Raw genomic sequence first — 16353 nt, forward strand, 5'->3', positions numbered from 1 at the left:
TTGATATGAAAAAATATATTCTTTCATTAGACCAAGGAACAACAAGCTCACGCGCAATTCTTTTCAATAAAGAAGGAAAAATCGTTCATTCAGCTCAAAAAGAGTTTACACAACATTTTCCAAAGCCAGGCTGGGTTGAGCATAATGCACAAGAAATTTGGGGATCTATTTTAGCAGTTATCGCAACTTGCTTAAGTGAAGCGGATGTAAAACCAGAACAAATCGCTGGTATCGGTATTACGAACCAACGTGAAACAGCGGTTGTATGGGATAAAACAACTGGAAAACCAATTTATAACGCAATCGTATGGCAGTCTCGTCAAACAGTTGAAATTTGTGATGAGTTAAAAGAAAAAGGTTATAGCGAGATGGTTCGCGAAAAAACAGGTCTTTTAATTGATGCATATTTCTCTGGTACGAAAGTAAAATGGATTTTAGATAACGTTGAAGGTGCAAGAGAAAAAGCGGAAAACGGCGAGTTATTATTCGGAACAATTGATACATGGCTTGTATGGAAATTGTCTGGTGGTAAAGCGCACGTAACAGACTACTCAAATGCATCACGTACATTAATGTTTAACATTCACGACTTACAGTGGGATGATGAGCTTCTAGACATGTTAACAGTACCAAAGAGCATGCTTCCAGAAGTACGTCAATCATCTGAAATATATGGAGAAACAATTGATTATCACTTCTTCGGTCAAAATGTACCGATTGCAGGTGTAGCTGGTGACCAGCAAGCAGCATTATTTGGACAAGCTTGTTTCGGTGAAGGTATGGCGAAAAATACTTACGGAACTGGCTGCTTCATGTTAATGAACACAGGTGAAAAAGCAGTAGCTTCTGAGCATGGACTATTAACAACAATTGCATGGGGTTTAGATGGTAAAGTAAATTACGCATTAGAAGGAAGTATTTTCGTAGCAGGTTCTGCAATTCAATGGTTACGTGACGGAATGCGCATGTTTAAAGATGCAAGTGAGAGTGAAGTGTACGCCTCTCGCGTTGAATCAACTGACGGCGTATACGTTGTACCAGCATTCGTAGGATTAGGTACACCGTACTGGGATAGTGAAGTACGCGGCGCTATGTTTGGTGTAACGCGCGGTACGACGAAAGAGCATTTCATTCGTGCAACGCTAGAATCTTTAGCATACCAAACGAAAGATGTACTATGCGCAATGGAAGCAGATTCAGGTATTGAACTGAACACATTACGCGTTGATGGCGGGGCAGTTAAGAATAACTTCTTAATGCAGTTCCAAAGTGATATGTTAGACGTTCCTGTAGAGCGTCCAGTGATCAATGAAACGACAGCTTTAGGTGCAGCATACTTAGCAGGTCTTGCGGTTGGATATTGGAAAAACCAAGACGAAATTAAAGCACAGTGGCATATGGACAAACGCTTTGAACCAACGATGGAAGCGGAAACAAGCGAAGAGCTATATGCTGGATGGAAAAAAGCAATTGAAGCAACTAAAGCTTTCAAATAATCATAAACAGTGTTATAATGATGACAAGTTAATAATTCGGTAGGAGATTTGGAGAGACCACAACACGCTATAGAGGCGAAATCTATAGCGGAGCTTGTGGTCTCTTTTTTCGTTATCAAAGGGAGGAATTACCATGAAATTTTCAAGTAAACAACGTAAAGACGTATTAAATGGAGTAAATAAACAAGAGTTAGATGTGATCGTAATTGGTGGAGGTATTACTGGTTCTGGTATTGCATTAGATGGGGCAACACGCGGTTTATCAACGATTGTGTTTGAAATGCAGGACTTTGCAGCAGGTACATCAAGTCGTTCAACGAAACTTGTACACGGCGGTTTACGTTATTTAAAACAACTTGAAGTGAAAATGGTAGCAGAGGTGGGGAAAGAGCGTGCGATCGTATATGAGAACGGTCCCCATGTAACAACACCGGAGTGGATGTTACTTCCGTTCCATACAGGCGGCACGTTCGGGTCATTCAGTACATCAATTGGTCTTCGTGTATACGACTTCTTAGCAGGTGTAAAACGAAGCGAGCGCAGAAAGATGTTTAACCGTGAAGAAACGCTAAATAAAGAGCCTCTTGTAAAACAAGAAGGATTAAAAGGCGGCGGTTACTACGTAGAATATCGTACAGACGATGCGCGTCTTACAATTGAAGTAATGAAAGAAGCGATTGAACATGGTGCGAAAGCTGTTAACTACGCAAAAGTAGACAGTTTCTTATATAAAGATGGAAAAGTATGCGGTGTACGTGTAATCGATTTACTAGACGGAGAAGTGTATGAAGTTTACGGTAAGAAAATTGTAAACGCAGCTGGTCCTTGGGTAGATACACTTCGTGAAAAAGATAACTCTAAAAAAGGGAAAGTACTTCAGTTATCAAAAGGTGTGCATTTAGTAATTGACCAAAAACGTTTCCCATTAGGGCAAGCAATTTACTTTGATACACCAGATAAACGTATGGTGTTCGCGATTCCTCGCGAAGGAAAAACGTACGTAGGTACAACAGATACGTTCTATGATAAAGACGCAGCTGTACCGCACATGACAACAGAAGATCGCACATATATCATTAATGCGATTAATTACATGTTCCCAAGCGTGAAAATTACAGAAAAAGATGTGGAATCAAGCTGGGCTGGTGTACGTCCGCTAATTTATGAAGAAGGTAAGAATGCATCTGAAATTTCTCGTAAAGATGAAATTTGGACTTCTGAATCTGGTTTAATTACAATCGCGGGCGGTAAATTAACAGGATACCGCAAAATGGCTGAAATGGTAGTAGACTACGTAACGAATCTATTACAAAAAGAAGGCCATAGCGCATATAAGAAGAGTGATACGAAACATATGCCAATCTCTGGTGGCCATGTAAGTGGTTCACACGGATTCCCGGCATTTGTTGCGAAAAAAGCAGGCGAAGGTACGAAATATGGTTTAACGACAGCACAAGCGGAAAAATTCGCGAAATTCTACGGCTCTAACGTTGACGTACTGTTTGACTTAGCGAAAAAACATAAAGACGAAGCGAAAGAATACAACATGCCGCTAGACGTTCTAATCCCACTTGTATACGCAATGGATTACGAAATGACAGTGAAACCAGTTGACTTCTTCGTACGCCGCAGAGGCGCTGTATTCTTCAACATCCACTGGGTATACGAGTGGAAAGAAGCAGTAATCAACTACATGGCTGCGAAACTAGGCTGGAGCAAAGAAGAGCAAATGAAATACACAGCTGAATTAGAAAAAGCATTAAGCGATGCTGTAATTCCTGTAGATCAACAAGAGCAGGCGGCTGCGTTAGCGTAAAATAGAGAACCACCTGAAGGGGAGCCTTTAGGTGGTTTTTTGTTTTATTATGAATGCGCTAAAATCTCAACTAAAGTGTTGTATCATAATAAAAGGTTTACTCTTCGTAAAGAGAATTAAGTTTGAAATAAAGGTTTAAAAAAACGGTATGGACATTTCCAACCGTTTTTTTATGAATTTATAAAACTTTTCCATACAGTGCGTCGTCTAATATATGGGAAGGAGGAAATGATGTGGATGAATTAACGGTAGAAGCGTTTGAAATAGAAGATAAGGAACTCCTTATCGATGAAATAATGAACAAGTATGGACAAGAAGTCTTACAGCTTGTGTATTCATATGTGAATAATAAAGAAGTCGCTGAGGATTTAACGCAAGATATATTTGTGAAATGTTATAAATCTCTTCATACATACAAAGGGAAATCGAATGTGAAAACGTGGTTGTGGAGAATTGCGATTAATCAATGTAAGGACTACATAAAAAGTTGGTATAGCAAAAAGGTGATCGTGACAGAGGATGAAGCTGCTTATATTGGGGTTCAAAATGATAGTGTCGAACAAACTGTTATTCAAAATGCGAAGGACCGTGAACTGGCTTCTGCAGTAATGAATTTACCGATAAAATATCGAGAAGTCATTTATCTATTTTATTATGAAGAACTATCAATTAAAGAGATTGCTATTGTAATAGAAGTGAAAGAAAACACAATAAAAACGAGACTGAAAAAAGCGAAGGAGCTTTTGAAGAAAGGATTGGAGGAGTAATCAAATGGAAGATCGATTAAAAGGCCTGCGAAAATCAATGGAGAATACAACGTTTAAACATTTGAGTTTTTCTGATCAACACCGAAAGCGGGTGCGCGAAAAAATCAATGCATCACACGAAAAGGAAGAGGACATCTCGTTAGCCATTTTACAACTCCTCAGTAATGAAAAAACAGGATACGAATTGTCACAGCTACTACGAGGGAGAGGGATTCGAAAATTCGAAGGAAATGAAGGTTTTTTATATACTGTATTACATCGTCTAGAACAGAATCGTTTTATCCAATCAAGTTGGGATCATTCAGGAGCTAAATATTATCAATTAAATGATAAAGGAAACAAGATGCTGCGAAAGGCAGAAAAAGATTCTACGAAGGCACGGTTTATATTAAAAGGATTAGTACAGGAGTGAGATAAAATTGAACAAAAAAGGGGAGCGTTTTTTAAGTGAAGTTACCAATCACATTAAATCAAAAGAAGCAAAGAGCTTTGTAGCAACTGAACTAGATTTTCACTTAAAACAGGCGAAGAGCACATGGGTAGAAAAAGGGTTAAGTGAGGAAGTTGCTGAAAATAAAGCGGTGGAACAAATGGGAAGTCCGATTAAATTAGGGCGGGAGCTTAACAAACTTCATAAGCCAAAGGTTGATTGGTTTTTAATTATTTTATTAGTGGCTGCTATGGGGTTAGGGTTTTTGCCAGTTTTAGCTTTTGGATATACGAATGATGTAATAATGAATAAGTTGATATTTGTTATTCTGGGTGTTGTAGCAGCTCTTGGGATGATGCTGATTGATTATCGGAAGTTAGAAAGACTCGGAGGGCTGTTTTATACAATCGGAGTACTTATCCTGTTAATGCTATACTGTTTTCCAAACGCTTCGATGGCTGGCGAACCGTTAATAAAAATTGGTCCCATTGCAATTGACTGTTTAATGGCAGTGCCGTTCTTTTTTCTAGCTTGGGCTTCCATTTTCAATGGTAGTAGGATAAAGGTTATGCATCTTGTGGTTTTATATTTATTTTCTTTGTGTTTATTCTTAACTGTAGCAACTCTTTCAACGGTTTTTATCTATATCACGATGGTATTCGTTATGCTTTGGTGGAGTAAGTTAGGAAAGAAAAAAGCATTGATTATTACAATTGTACCAATTTGTTTATTGATTATAAGGGTATCCTTTTCCTGGTCTTCAGTAACAGGATATCATTTGGATAGATTTTTAGGATATTTAAACCCAGAGCGTGATGCAGGGGGCACAGGCTTTATGTATGTACGTTTAAAAGAGGTAATGTCGTCAGCAGGTTGGTTTGGTACATCTGGAGATACAAAGTTCATCCCTGCTCCAGATACTGATTTTGTGTTTGCAAGTTTGACTTACTATTACGGGTATTTCCTTGCCTTGGTCCTTGTTTTAATTCTTTCTCTTTTTGTAGCAAGGTTAGTAATCATATCTTATAAAACAAATGATGGTTATGGTAAATTGCTACTCGTTGGTGGAGTAACCCTTTTTGTAGTCCATTTCATTTGTAACGTTGGCATGATCCTCGGGATATTACCACGTGTTGCTATATCATTACCTTTTATTAGTTATGGATTAGTACCAACTCTGTTTCATGCATTTATAATGGGGATCGTGCTAAGTGTATATCGACGTAAAGATATGTCGTTTAGAATGAAAAAAACACCTTGATAAAAATCAAGGTGTTTTCGTTATACATTCAAAACTCTCCGAAGCAGCCCCTGTTACAAAAGGACTAACCTCACCAACGCTATAAAGCTGCAATTCATGCATCGCGCGTGTACAAGCAGTGTAGAACAATCTACGTAGGCTCTCATCGCTGTATACATCTTTAGAAGCATCGTAAATAATAACAGCATCAAATTCGATACCCTTCGCTAAATAAGCAGGGATAACGACGATGCCTTGCTCGTACTCGGCTGAGTTACTTTTCACAAGTTTAATATTCTCGATATGACTGAGTGCCTCGTATGCAGCGGCACTTTCAGCCGCGGATTTACATATAATTGCGATCGTATTGTGCTGTTGCTTTTGTAGTTCAGCGACTTTAGAAGTGATACGATCATGCAGTTCGCTGTAATCAGAAACTTTAGTCACTGTAGGTTTCTCGCCGTCACGTTCAAAGGCGTTAATATTCTTTCCTTCCGGTACGAGATAGCGTGTGAATTCAATAATCGGTTTTGTTGATCGATAGCTACGAGTTAAGTTGATGCCGTTCGTTTCATCTGGTCCGTATAAGCTAGTAAGTGTATTGAAATTAACTGTTTCACTCGCATGAGCAAATATCGCTTGGTTAAAGTCTCCGAGTACTGTCATTTTTGCGGCAGGGAAGAGACGTTTTAAAAACTCGAACTGAAACGGAGAATAATCTTGTGCTTCATCTACGAGTACGTGTTTAATTGATCTGTTCGTTTGGAAGCCTTCAATTAATTCTTTTAAAAGTAAAAATGGAGTCGCATCCTCGTAATGTAGCTTTCCTTCATCAAGCATGTTCAAAGTTAGTGAACAAATGTCATCCCATTCTTTAGGCTTTTCGCCAGTAACCCATGATTCATCTGTGAAGAGTTGTTTATATATGCCTGTAAAATTGATAAAACGCAATGTTTGAACGCCTTTACGTAACGGTTTTAATTTTTTACGGACAATCATACGACCGAGTACTTTCGTTTCTTTTTCATAATCATTAAAGGAGTTGTCATCAAACTCGCCTTTTTTCTGTAAGTATTTATAAGCTTTTTGATACTCATCTTTACTAAGTAGTTCAATTTCTTCTTCTACCCAAGGCTTTTTCAGTTCTGTTTTTTCAATTGTGTCTATTTGTTTGTTTAGCCAATCCGTTAACTTCTCAATTCGATTATGGAAGCGGAGGGAGGAGTCAGTGTTGTAAAATTGTTCTGTAATTTCTTTAGCAGAAGCAATTAACTTTCCTCTAAATTTCATTCCTCTAAATAGCATGCCTGAAGATTCAAGGGATTGTCTGTACGCTCTAATCATCTCGAAAAATTGAGTGGATGCTTTAAATCGAATGCTCGCATTTCGAGTTTTATAGGTAGGGCTATTCGTTTCAGTTAACATATATTCTAATTGCTCATAAGGGTCTTCAACGTCAAATGCCTTACTGAGTCTATGGTTTAAATATTCTTGGAATGTCACTTGCTGCATATTTTCTTCACCGAGTTCAGGTAGTACGTTAGAAACGTAGCTGTTGAACATAGAGTTAGGGGAGAAGAGAATAATTTGATCTGCTTTTAACCATTCGCGATATTTATATAGTAAGTAGGCGATTCGCTGCAGGGCAGCTGACGTTTTACCGCTACCAGCAGCTCCTTGAACGATAAGTAGTCGCCCTTCATCGTGACGGATAATTTCATTTTGCTCGCGCTGGATAGTAGCAACGATACTTTGCATATGTTTGTTTGTTCCTTTTCCGAGCGCTTGTTGCAGAATTTCATCTCCAATTGTGAGGCTCGTATCGAACATGGAATCAATCTCGCCATTCTGAATAATATATTGTAATTTCTTCTCCACATTGCCGCAGATTACGCCTCCTGGTGTGCTGTATTCAGCCGGTCCTGGTGGATAATCGTAGTAAACACTTGAAATTGGTGCGCGCCAATCGTATATAAGAAAGTTTTCTCCACTTGCATCGGTAAGTGTAGCCACCCCGATATAAATTTGTTCTGCGCCAGATTCGCCTTCTTCTTTGAAATCAATTCGTCCGAAGTAAGGTGCTTTATGCATACGTCTTAATGCGGCAAGTCGATTAAAGGTGTGCTTATGGGTAATTTGTGTTACGGCTAGTGACTGAGCTTGTTGTCTTAAGTTGATAACTGTTTCAAGATAATCGTCAAAAGTATCAGTGTTAACTTTAACATCATCCCAGAAGTGTTTACGAATGTTGATTACTTCTGCCCGGCGTCTGCCAGTGTCGCTTTCCAGTTTATCAATTTGCTCCGTAATCGTTTCTATTACGTTATCCAATCGTTTTTGCTCTTGATCAAGTTTTTTGTTCATACGTAAGCACTCCTTTAAAAGTGAAAAATAGAGGTTGACTGAAGATGTGTTTTGTTGTACAATTAAGATACGGATAAATACATTCTTTTGTTTTTAACGAATGCGTTTCTGTACTAATTTAACATAGTTTTTTAATTTAATCAATGATAATAAGATAAACCTTGGTTTCGTGCTACACGAAACCAAGGTTTTTTTTGGTTGAATGGAGTAAGGTGAGGGAGTACATCAATTTATCGGCAAAAAAACTACTACAAAATAAAAAAGCTTGGGGCTACCCAAGCTTTTTTCACTTCATTATTTCTTTGCGTCTTTTTTAGCGTCAGCTTTTGGTTCTTCGAAAAGATCTTTCAAATCTTTATCGTCAACTTTTACGTCAGCTTTTTTGATTTCTTTCATCATAAGATCGTTCATGAATTCGCCGTCTTGTGCTTTCTTAGCAACTAACTCTTTTTTCAGGTCAGCTTTTGATTGCTCAAATGATTTTTCTGGTTCTTTAATGTCTGTTACTTTAATGATATGGTAACCAAATTGTGTTTTTACAGGCTCGCTTACTTCATCTTTTTTCAGTTTATAAGCAGCATCTTCGAATTCTTTAACCATTTTACCATGTTCGAAGAATCCTAAGTCGCCACCTTTTTCTTTTGAAGCAGTATCTTCAGAGTATTGTTTCGCTAACTCTTCGAAAGATTTACCTTGTCCAAGTTCTTCTTTAACCTTTTTAGCAGTCGCTTCATCTTTTACAAGAATGTGGCTTGCCTTAACTTGAGGCTTGTAGTTATCTTTTAATTCTTTATCAGTGATTGTTTTCTCGATAGCTTGTTCTTGAGCTAATGAAGCGCGAACGCCATTTTTAACTGTTTCTTCTTTAAGGCCTTGTTGTTTCATTAGTGTATCGAATTGGTCACCGACTTGCTTTTTCATTTCATCGAACTTTTTGTCTACTTCTTTGTCATCGACTTTGTAGTTTTTAATAAGTACTTTTTCCATAACCATGTTATTTAGTACTTGTTTACCAGCTTGTGTCTTCATTTGATTGTAGAACTCTTCTTTAGTGATGTCACCAGCTTTAGATGTAACAATTTTGTCTGATGATGATGTTCCACATGCTGATAATGCGATTACACTTGTTGCGGCTAAGGCAAGCATAGCTTTCTTCATTCAATAAACACTCCTACTATTATGTATTTTTAATTTATCCCATACGAATGAAGAAACGCCTTATGATAGGTTATTTTCGTTCATAAGAACCTGATTAAGTCTCACTGATGTCTTTGCTTTTTTTATATGTAAAAGCACGCTTAACAGGGCTTACCGAGGCTTTAGGATAAAGTTTAGATGCGTGTCGTTTATTTCATAGTATAAGCAATATGTACAAAATTTAATATATCATATTTCGACGGGTTTTCCTATTGATAAAGAAATTTTAACCAGTTTGTGTCAGATTTTGAAAGGGTACCATATTGGGCGCATGTCGCATATACAGAAAAGAGGAGGGGATGGGGGATGAATTCAAAACTTATTTTATTACTTGTACTGTTTATTTTATTAGTTATAGTAGGTATAATTTGCTTATAGAGGAAAAAAATGAGGAAGGGGCTTCCTTCCTCACTTTCCATGAAATATAATTTCTACATAACTAGAAATTAATAGAATGGTAATACATACATTAATAACTCGAAAGACACCGGGCTGGCGGCTCGCAGATATTTGTTTTCGCTCACACAGTGTATGTGTCATGAAATTCGTGTAAAATATAACAAGAAGTGCGAATGCAACAAAAACAACGGTTATAAGAGTCATGAGGCGAGACCTCCTTTTGGCTAAAATACATATACTTTATATATTGTATCATACGATATTTTGTTCGTGTTACAAAATTCAGAAATAGAAGACTTTGTGTTAGGAAGCGAGGGAGAAAATGGACGTTGTAAGAAGACTAGAACAAGCTGAATACTACGTAGACCTACTATTTAAAATGATTGATGAAGAAAAGTGTCCATTTTATTCTTTAATCATAAAGAAAAAAGCTCGTAAAAAAGACATTGAACGTATACTAAAACTTTGTGAAAGGCTGAACGAACAATATGTAGTGGAGAAAGCAGAAGGCCTTCTATTGTTTGATGCGCTATTAGATCAATTTGAAAAAGCGCTTCCACATCAGCTCGAAGTACACGAAACTGCGGAAGCGCTAGCAAAACAGGGCTTATTTGTGCCACTTATGAATGAATTCTTACGCATGATTGCGAAAGGATAAATAGATTATTTCTTAACTAATTTTTGATCGGTCTCCGTAAAGTTCTCCTCAATATTCTCTAATGATTTCTCAAAAATATCGATGAAGTCCTGTCCGTAAATATTGCGAAGGATCGCAATAAGTTCGATATTTTCTGGGAACTTACCGTAAAAATTACGAAGTTCAAGTGCACCATTAAAAACAGAATTATTTTCAGGGTCATACTCCTCCATTAAGCGAAGTAGTAATTCTTCCCCTTTGTCTGTAATTTCAATGTACGTATTTCGTTTATCATCTTCTTTTTTAGAGAATACAAGATAGCCGCGTTCTTCTAGCTTTTTAGAGAAGTTAAACGCCGTTGATACGTGCATAACTCCAAACTTAGCAATCTCAGAAATAGAAGCCCCTTTTAAATGATAAGCGATTGATAAAATATGATGCTCGTTAATGTTTAAATCGTAAGGTTTAATCCATTGTTGCCAATCTTTCTCTACGCATTTCCATAACGCTTTCGATAATTGAGCAATACGTTGGCTGAAAATCATCGCTTCTTTTACCGAGTAATTTTTTTCTCCACTTTTCATTTACTCACCCACTTTAACATTCTTTTTTCATTATTATCTATTATGCCAGTAAAATAAAAATTAATAAAGTCTTTTTGTGAGAATTGTGAAAATTTTTCGGAAAAATAACATTCTATACAAATCATGCATAACTATGGAAGCGTTTTATGAGTCGAGAATACATGTGTTGTCTTTACATGCTAAGGGATAACATATATTGTAAATGCATAAAAACACGGCATATCTATGTGATATGCCGTGTTAAGGTCAATTCGTATGAAAAATATTTGTTATATGCAAAAAACTAAGCAGGAATATGTTTACGCTTTTTCTGGAACGGCTTCTTGTAGTTTCTCAATTGACTTTTGAATGTCTAAAATTTCTTTTTCGATATGTCGTTTGTTTTGAGAAATATCTTGTTTCCAGTTAGAAAGCGTGTCATGCATATCGTCTTTTAGTTCTTGGAATACTTCTTTACCTTCTGAAGCAGTTTCAACGATTTGACGCTTTAATAACTTCGTATCAGCTGTAATATCAGCTAATGTTTTTTTAATATCAGTTCCTTTTTCTTTCAGCTTACCGCGCATAGCTTTACCAGAAGAAGGAGTTGAGAAAAGAACGGCTAGTCCAGCAACTGCTCCGCCGCAAAGTACACCTGTAATAAAGGATTTAGCTTTTGACATAAAAGGAAACCTCCTTATTTTTCGTTCGTATTCATGATGTATAAAAGCGTGCATATCTTTAAGACAAGGGGAAGAAAAGTGAGCTTTTCTCTCTTGTACATGCTATGCACAAAAAAATTATACCCCCGGCATTTTTTGTGAAGAAAGAAGCCATACAATAAATGCCAGAGGAATAGGCTTATTATGTATTACTTCTTATTATAGTGGCACTATTTCACACTATTTGCAATTGTACTTGCGATGTTTTGTAAATTTTCCATTGTGTATTCATTTTGGTGTGATTTCCAAACAGCACCGAAACCATCGTTTTCACCGTAGCGTGGAATTAAATGAAGGTGGAAGTGGAATACAGTTTGTCCAGCTTTCTCGCCGTTATTGTTAAGTAGGTTGAAACCAACTGGATTAAATTCTGCTTTCATTGCATTTGCGATTTTTGGAACGACAGCAAAAATATGTGATGCGATTTCTGACGTTAACGCAAAAATGTCTTGTTTGTGTACTTTCGGAATAACAAGAGTATGTCCTTTTGTTACTTGACTAATATCTAAAAATGCAAGTACATGTTTATCTTCGTATACTTTTGAGCAAGGGATTTGCCCGTCAATGATTTTACAAAAAATACAATTGTCCGCTGTATGATTCATCGATCTCATCCTTTCAAATAGTCTTAGCCGTATTTTACCATAATTACATAGGAGAACAAACACGAAAAACAGGAAGCTGACTCAGCTTCCTGTTTTCTGAAGATGGATTGAAAAAGCATTTTTTATAATTTACGGTTCGCAGACACCTCATTTATTTAAGAAATGCACGGTAAATCGGCTAAAGTTTCTGCCGTAGACACCCCATTTTCAAGTGAAATGAATTGCAATCTTTTTTTAAAATGAAATTGTTTATTTTTTAAAACAGTATATGCTCTTTCGGAGACACCCCGTTTCGAAAATGAAACAAATTATCTGGTTATGTGTAAATTTCATTGTCCAACTTGGACACCCCATTTCATGATGACTTCACTATGTTGTTGTACTCATCAATTGGTGGTTGCTTTTTCAATGTGTTCCTTCTTCACTAATTATGATGTCCGCTTTCGTAAAAATATATGCCAAGAAATTTAAATTTTTTTTTGAAGGCATCGATACTATGTAGTGCACCATGATTTTTGGTAAGATGAATATATACATTTCTTACAAAAGTGAATGAATATAAATGAAGAAAGTGGTGTCGTATGAGCGAGTTATTGCGTGTAGAAAATGTTACAGGAGGATATACGAAACGACCTGTACTGCAAAATGTTTCGTTCTCTGTTAATAAAGGCGAACTTGTCGGCTTGATCGGTTTAAATGGAGCCGGGAAAAGTACGACAATTAAACATATCATCGGTTTAATGGAGCCGAAAAAAGGAACTGTCACAATTAATGGGAAAACAATTCGTGATGATATGACAGCGTATCGTTCTAGTTTCTCCTTCATTCCAGAAACGCCAGTATTATATGATGAGTTAACGTTAGAAGAGCATTTGAAATTAACAGCGATGGCGTACGGTGTAGATGAAAAACAATATGAAGAACGCGTAGGACAACTATTACAAGAATTTCGCATGAAAAATCGCTTAAAATGGTTTCCGTCTCATTTCTCAAAAGGGATGAAACAAAAAGTGATGATTATGAGTGCATTTTTAGTTGAACCATCACTTTACATTGTGGACGAACCTTTCGTGGGGCTTGATCCGTTAGCGATTCAATCACTTCTTCAAATGATGGATCAAATGAAAAAGAGTGGTGCGGGCATCTTAATGAGTACACATATTTTAGCGACAGCAGAGCGCTATTGTGATTCATTCATCATTTTGCATCAAGGTGAAGTGAGAGCGATGGGAACATTATCAGAACTTCAATCCGGGTTTAATATGCCTGGTGCAACGCTTGATGATATTTATATTGCGTTAACGAAGGAAGAAGATTATGAATAGCACAGCGTTATGGAAAGAACGATTTCGGCACTTTCTAAAAGAAGTTCGTACATATAGTAAATATGTATTTAATGATCATTTGAAATTTATTTTCGTATTTATCATCGGCGCAGGAGCGTATTATTACCAGCAATGGTTACAAACGTTAACACCTTCGTTTCCGACAGCGATTGTTATGGCAGTCTTACTTGGCCTCGTATTAACAGCTGGGTCAGTCCAAACGTTATTAAAAGAAGCAGACCTCGTGTATTTGCTGCCAGTTGAAGAAAAGTTAAAGCCTTACTTTACGAAGGCATTTCTCTTTACGTTTATGATTCAGTTATACATAATCGCAATGGTAGCCGCTGCGCTTGCCCCGTTATACTTCCAGCAAATGAAACAAACAGGTGCCAATTACATATGGATTGTAATCGCGTTTGTCATTGTAAAAGCGTGGAATTTATTCGTAGCGTGGGAAAAATCATTTTTAACAGATCAAAATGTACAAAGAGCGGATTGGTTTATTCGTTTTATTTTAAACGGCATATTTGTGTACGTCCTTGTAGAACGTACTTCAGTCATTTTTACCGGTGTGATTGTCTTTTTAATGGCGCTATACCTTGCTGTTATGCATCAAAAGGTGAAAGGGAAGCCGCTGAACTGGGAGTATTTAATTTCTGAAGAGGGTAAAAAAATGATGCTGCTGTACCGCATTGCGAATATGTTCGTTGATGTACCAGCGTTAAAAGAGAGAGTATCACGTAGGAAATGGCTTGATTTCATTCTTTCGATGATCGGTGAGAAACGTACATATTTATACTTATATACGAGAACATTTTTAAGATCGGGTAACTATTTCGGATTATATATGCGTTTACTCGTTCTTGGGGGAATTATTCTTTACTTTATCCCATTTTTATATGGACGTTTTATCGTAAGCTTTGCTTTCTTATACTTAATCGGCTACCAGCTCTTAACCCTTTGGAAACATCACCGTATGAAAGTTTGGCTTGATTTATATCCGGTAGGGGGAGACGAGAAGAAGAGAGATTTCCTTACTTTATTAAATGCGATTCTTATCATTGGTAGCGTTGTATTTACAATTATATTTGCACTTGCGACGAAAGATTTCGTAATGACCGGCATTTTATTTGTCGTAAGCATATTATTTAGTATTGGTTTCGTTTATCAATACGGTGCAAAGCGCATTGAGCGTTTAAACTGAAAGGAATGAACCTATGATTACATATGAAGAGAAGGTTATAAAAGAATTGGAGCAGTGGAAAGCTACATTCATGAAAGATTCTTCTATGATGACACGGTTCTCTAAAAAAGTGCAGGTGAAAGTGCAACAACTAGTGCCCGCGAAAGTGCAAAAGGTACTAACAGAAACGATTCGGATGATGGTGCAAACAATTAGCGCTGGATCAAACTTCATAAAACCGAAGCTAAAAGAAACGAACTGGTCACTGCAAAGAAGAGACGATGAAGTACGTAAAAAAATGGATGAGTACAAAAAAGTTGCAGCGGCAGAAGGGGCAGGAACAGGAGCAGGTGGTATTCTCCTTGGCCTTGCCGATTTCCCGTTATTACTTACTATTAAAATAAAATTTTTATTTGATGCAGCAACATTGTACGGATTTGATACGAGTAAAAAAGAAGAGCGCCTTTTTATTCTTCACGTTTTCCAGCTTGCTTTTTCAAGTGACGATTACCGAAAAGAAGTATGGAAAGCGATTGAAACGTGGGATACAGAAGAAGAAAATCATATGGACTGGGAAAAGTTCCAAACAGAATACCGAGACTATATCGATTTAGCAAAAATGCTTCAACTCGTTCCAATCATCGGTGCCCCAGTCGGCGCATATGCGAACTATCAATTACTGCAAAGACTCGGAGAAGTGACGATGAATTGTTATCGTATGCGATTGCTGAATAGAAATTAAAAAGAAAGCACCCTACATGTGTAATTTAGGGTGCTTTTTGTTATTTTTATTCATATTTTTCATCTTTTTACCAATAATATACAAATAGAGTTACTTGAGATTACTTTACTGTATTTAGGGGTGCAAATATGAAAGTATCAATTTTTATCACTTGTGTGGCAGATGTTTTTTATCCAGAGGTCGGAAGTGATGTCGTCGAAATTCTTGAAGATTTAGGCTGTGAAGTTGATTTTCCTAAAAGCCAAACTTGCTGCGGACAACCTGCTTATAATAGCGGGTATGTGAAAGAAACAAAAACAGCTGCAAAGCATATGATTGAAACCTTTGCTAGTTCAGAATATGTTGTGGCACCATCGGGTTCGTGCGCGATGATGGTTCACGAGTTTTCTAGCTTATTTTCTGAAAGTGAAGCGGATTGGAAGAAAAAAGCTACTGAACTTGGAAATAAAACATATGAATTCACACAATTTCTTGTGGAAGTATTAGGGAAAGAAGACTTAGGTGCGGAGCTTCATAAAAAAGCAACGGTTCATACATCTTGTCATATGAGCCGATTAATGGGGATTAAGGAACCACCGCAAAAATTATTAAAGTGTGTAAAGGGACTGGAAGTTGTTTCATTGCCGCATAATTATGATTGTTGCGGATTTGGAGGGACATTCTCGGTGAAAATGCCAGAAATCTCTGAGCAAATGGTTGAAGAAAAAGTAAAGCATATTATGGAAACCGGTGCGGAATTGTTAATTGGGATGGATTGTAGCTGCTTAATGAATATAAAAGGACGTTTAACACGTAATGGTTATCCAATTGATGTAAAACATATTGCTCAAGTATTAAATGAAGATCGAAAACAAGGGGGGATATAGA

16 protein-coding genes are annotated in these 16353 nt (G+C 37.1%); 10 read left to right on the forward strand and 6 right to left on the reverse strand.

The window, feature by feature from the left end; genetic code table 11:
• Nucleotides 1-5 precede the first annotated feature (5 nt).
• The 5 genes from glpK (at nucleotide 6) to MHH59_RS05355 (ending at nucleotide 5770) form a co-directional block, all read left to right on the forward strand.
• Nucleotides 6-1496, forward strand: a complete 1491-nt coding sequence (glpK, locus tag MHH59_RS05335) for a glycerol kinase GlpK (protein ID WP_002125757.1) — start codon at nucleotides 6-8, stop codon at nucleotides 1494-1496.
• Between the two features lie 133 nt (nucleotides 1497-1629).
• Nucleotides 1630-3312 (forward strand): aerobic glycerol-3-phosphate dehydrogenase, encoded by a 1683-nt coding sequence (gene glpD / locus MHH59_RS05340; protein WP_002125759.1) that lies wholly within the window; start codon nucleotides 1630-1632, stop codon nucleotides 3310-3312.
• Between the two features lie 233 nt (nucleotides 3313-3545).
• Nucleotides 3546-4079, forward strand: a complete 534-nt coding sequence (locus MHH59_RS05345) for a sigma-70 family RNA polymerase sigma factor (protein WP_340850917.1) — start codon at nucleotides 3546-3548, stop codon at nucleotides 4077-4079.
• 4 nt (nucleotides 4080-4083) lie between these two features.
• On the forward strand, nucleotides 4084-4491 hold the full coding sequence (locus MHH59_RS05350; RefSeq protein WP_002011111.1) for a PadR family transcriptional regulator: 408 nt from the start codon (nucleotides 4084-4086) through the stop codon (nucleotides 4489-4491).
• A gap of 7 nt (nucleotides 4492-4498) precedes the next feature.
• Complete coding sequence (locus tag MHH59_RS05355) at nucleotides 4499-5770, forward strand: FtsW/RodA/SpoVE family cell cycle protein (RefSeq protein WP_340850919.1); 1272 nt, start codon at nucleotides 4499-4501, stop codon at nucleotides 5768-5770.
• A 6-nt stretch (nucleotides 5771-5776) separates the two neighbouring features.
• Here MHH59_RS05355 and helD read toward each other — a convergent pair whose 3' ends face one another.
• The 3 genes from helD to MHH59_RS05370 all read right to left on the reverse strand — a co-directional run bounded on the left by helD (nucleotide 5777) and on the right by MHH59_RS05370 (nucleotide 9913).
• Nucleotides 5777-8113, reverse strand: coding sequence for an RNA polymerase recycling motor HelD (gene helD / locus MHH59_RS05360; protein ID WP_340850920.1), 2337 nt, complete (start codon nucleotides 8111-8113; stop codon nucleotides 5777-5779).
• 294 nt (nucleotides 8114-8407) lie between these two features.
• Nucleotides 8408-9271, reverse strand: coding sequence for a peptidylprolyl isomerase PrsA (gene prsA / locus MHH59_RS05365; protein WP_016119763.1), 864 nt, complete (start codon nucleotides 9269-9271; stop codon nucleotides 8408-8410).
• Between the two features lie 447 nt (nucleotides 9272-9718).
• Nucleotides 9719-9913: a hypothetical protein gene (locus tag MHH59_RS05370; RefSeq protein ID WP_000172693.1), complete on the reverse strand. Its 195-nt coding sequence runs from the start codon at nucleotides 9911-9913 to the stop codon at nucleotides 9719-9721.
• A 118-nt stretch (nucleotides 9914-10031) separates the two neighbouring features.
• On the opposite strand from MHH59_RS05370, the gene MHH59_RS05375 reads away from it, so the two are divergent.
• On the forward strand, nucleotides 10032-10367 hold the full coding sequence (locus MHH59_RS05375) for a YhaI family protein (protein ID WP_002087170.1): 336 nt from the start codon (nucleotides 10032-10034) through the stop codon (nucleotides 10365-10367).
• 5 nt (nucleotides 10368-10372) lie between these two features.
• Here MHH59_RS05375 and MHH59_RS05380 read toward each other — a convergent pair whose 3' ends face one another.
• The 3 genes from MHH59_RS05380 to MHH59_RS05390 all read right to left on the reverse strand — a co-directional run bounded on the left by MHH59_RS05380 (nucleotide 10373) and on the right by MHH59_RS05390 (nucleotide 12236).
• Entirely contained in the window at nucleotides 10373-10930 is a 558-nt protein-coding gene (locus tag MHH59_RS05380) for an HTH-type transcriptional regulator Hpr (protein WP_002011118.1), read from the reverse strand.
• Nucleotides 10931-11229: 299 nt separating this feature from the next.
• The gene (locus MHH59_RS05385) at nucleotides 11230-11592 is read right to left on the reverse strand and encodes a YtxH domain-containing protein (protein WP_002011120.1); all 363 of its coding nucleotides are present in this window, start codon (nucleotides 11590-11592) and stop codon (nucleotides 11230-11232) included.
• Between the two features lie 209 nt (nucleotides 11593-11801).
• Nucleotides 11802-12236 (reverse strand): HIT family protein, encoded by a 435-nt coding sequence (locus MHH59_RS05390; RefSeq protein ID WP_340850921.1) that lies wholly within the window; start codon nucleotides 12234-12236, stop codon nucleotides 11802-11804.
• Between the two features lie 581 nt (nucleotides 12237-12817).
• On the opposite strand from MHH59_RS05390, the gene ecsA reads away from it, so the two are divergent.
• From ecsA to MHH59_RS05410, 4 genes are all read left to right on the forward strand, one after another.
• Entirely contained in the window at nucleotides 12818-13561 is a 744-nt protein-coding gene (gene ecsA, locus MHH59_RS05395) for an ABC transporter ATP-binding protein EcsA (protein WP_001292616.1), read from the forward strand.
• Complete coding sequence (locus tag MHH59_RS05400) at nucleotides 13554-14765, forward strand: ABC transporter permease (protein WP_340850922.1); 1212 nt, start codon at nucleotides 13554-13556, stop codon at nucleotides 14763-14765. The genes ecsA and MHH59_RS05400 overlap by 8 nt, the downstream gene beginning before the upstream one ends.
• A gap of 13 nt (nucleotides 14766-14778) precedes the next feature.
• Complete coding sequence (ecsC, locus tag MHH59_RS05405; protein ID WP_002011122.1) at nucleotides 14779-15486, forward strand: ecs operon protein EcsC; 708 nt, start codon at nucleotides 14779-14781, stop codon at nucleotides 15484-15486.
• A gap of 128 nt (nucleotides 15487-15614) precedes the next feature.
• Nucleotides 15615-16352 (forward strand): (Fe-S)-binding protein, encoded by a 738-nt coding sequence (locus MHH59_RS05410; protein ID WP_002168964.1) that lies wholly within the window; start codon nucleotides 15615-15617, stop codon nucleotides 16350-16352.
• The last annotated feature ends 1 nt before the right edge of the window (nucleotide 16353 follow it).

The organism is Bacillus sp. FSL E2-0195, from assembly GCF_038003645.1.
GTDB lineage: Bacteria > Bacillota > Bacilli > Bacillales > Bacillaceae_G > Bacillus_A > Bacillus_A mycoides.

Coding starts and splice junctions, on each gene's coding strand:
- ecsA (WP_001292616.1), top strand. CDS start 12,818: ATGAGCGAGTTATTGCGTGTAGAAAATGTTACAGGAGGATATACGAAA.
- MHH59_RS05390 (WP_340850921.1), bottom strand. CDS start 12,236: ATGAATCATACAGCGGACAATTGTATTTTTTGTAAAATCATTGACGGG.
- MHH59_RS05380 (WP_002011118.1), bottom strand. CDS start 10,930: ATGAAAAGTGGAGAAAAAAATTACTCGGTAAAAGAAGCGATGATTTTC.
- glpK (WP_002125757.1), top strand. CDS start 6: ATGAAAAAATATATTCTTTCATTAGACCAAGGAACAACAAGCTCACGC.
- helD (WP_340850920.1), bottom strand. CDS start 8,113: ATGAACAAAAAACTTGATCAAGAGCAAAAACGATTGGATAACGTAATA.
- ecsC (WP_002011122.1), top strand. CDS start 14,779: ATGATTACATATGAAGAGAAGGTTATAAAAGAATTGGAGCAGTGGAAA.
- MHH59_RS05410 (WP_002168964.1), top strand. CDS start 15,615: ATGAAAGTATCAATTTTTATCACTTGTGTGGCAGATGTTTTTTATCCA.
- MHH59_RS05385 (WP_002011120.1), bottom strand. CDS start 11,592: ATGTCAAAAGCTAAATCCTTTATTACAGGTGTACTTTGCGGCGGAGCA.
- prsA (WP_016119763.1), bottom strand. CDS start 9,271: ATGAAGAAAGCTATGCTTGCCTTAGCCGCAACAAGTGTAATCGCATTA.
- MHH59_RS05350 (WP_002011111.1), top strand. CDS start 4,084: ATGGAAGATCGATTAAAAGGCCTGCGAAAATCAATGGAGAATACAACG.
- MHH59_RS05400 (WP_340850922.1), top strand. CDS start 13,554: ATGAATAGCACAGCGTTATGGAAAGAACGATTTCGGCACTTTCTAAAA.
- glpD (WP_002125759.1), top strand. CDS start 1,630: ATGAAATTTTCAAGTAAACAACGTAAAGACGTATTAAATGGAGTAAAT.
- MHH59_RS05375 (WP_002087170.1), top strand. CDS start 10,032: ATGGACGTTGTAAGAAGACTAGAACAAGCTGAATACTACGTAGACCTA.
- MHH59_RS05370 (WP_000172693.1), bottom strand. CDS start 9,913: ATGACTCTTATAACCGTTGTTTTTGTTGCATTCGCACTTCTTGTTATA.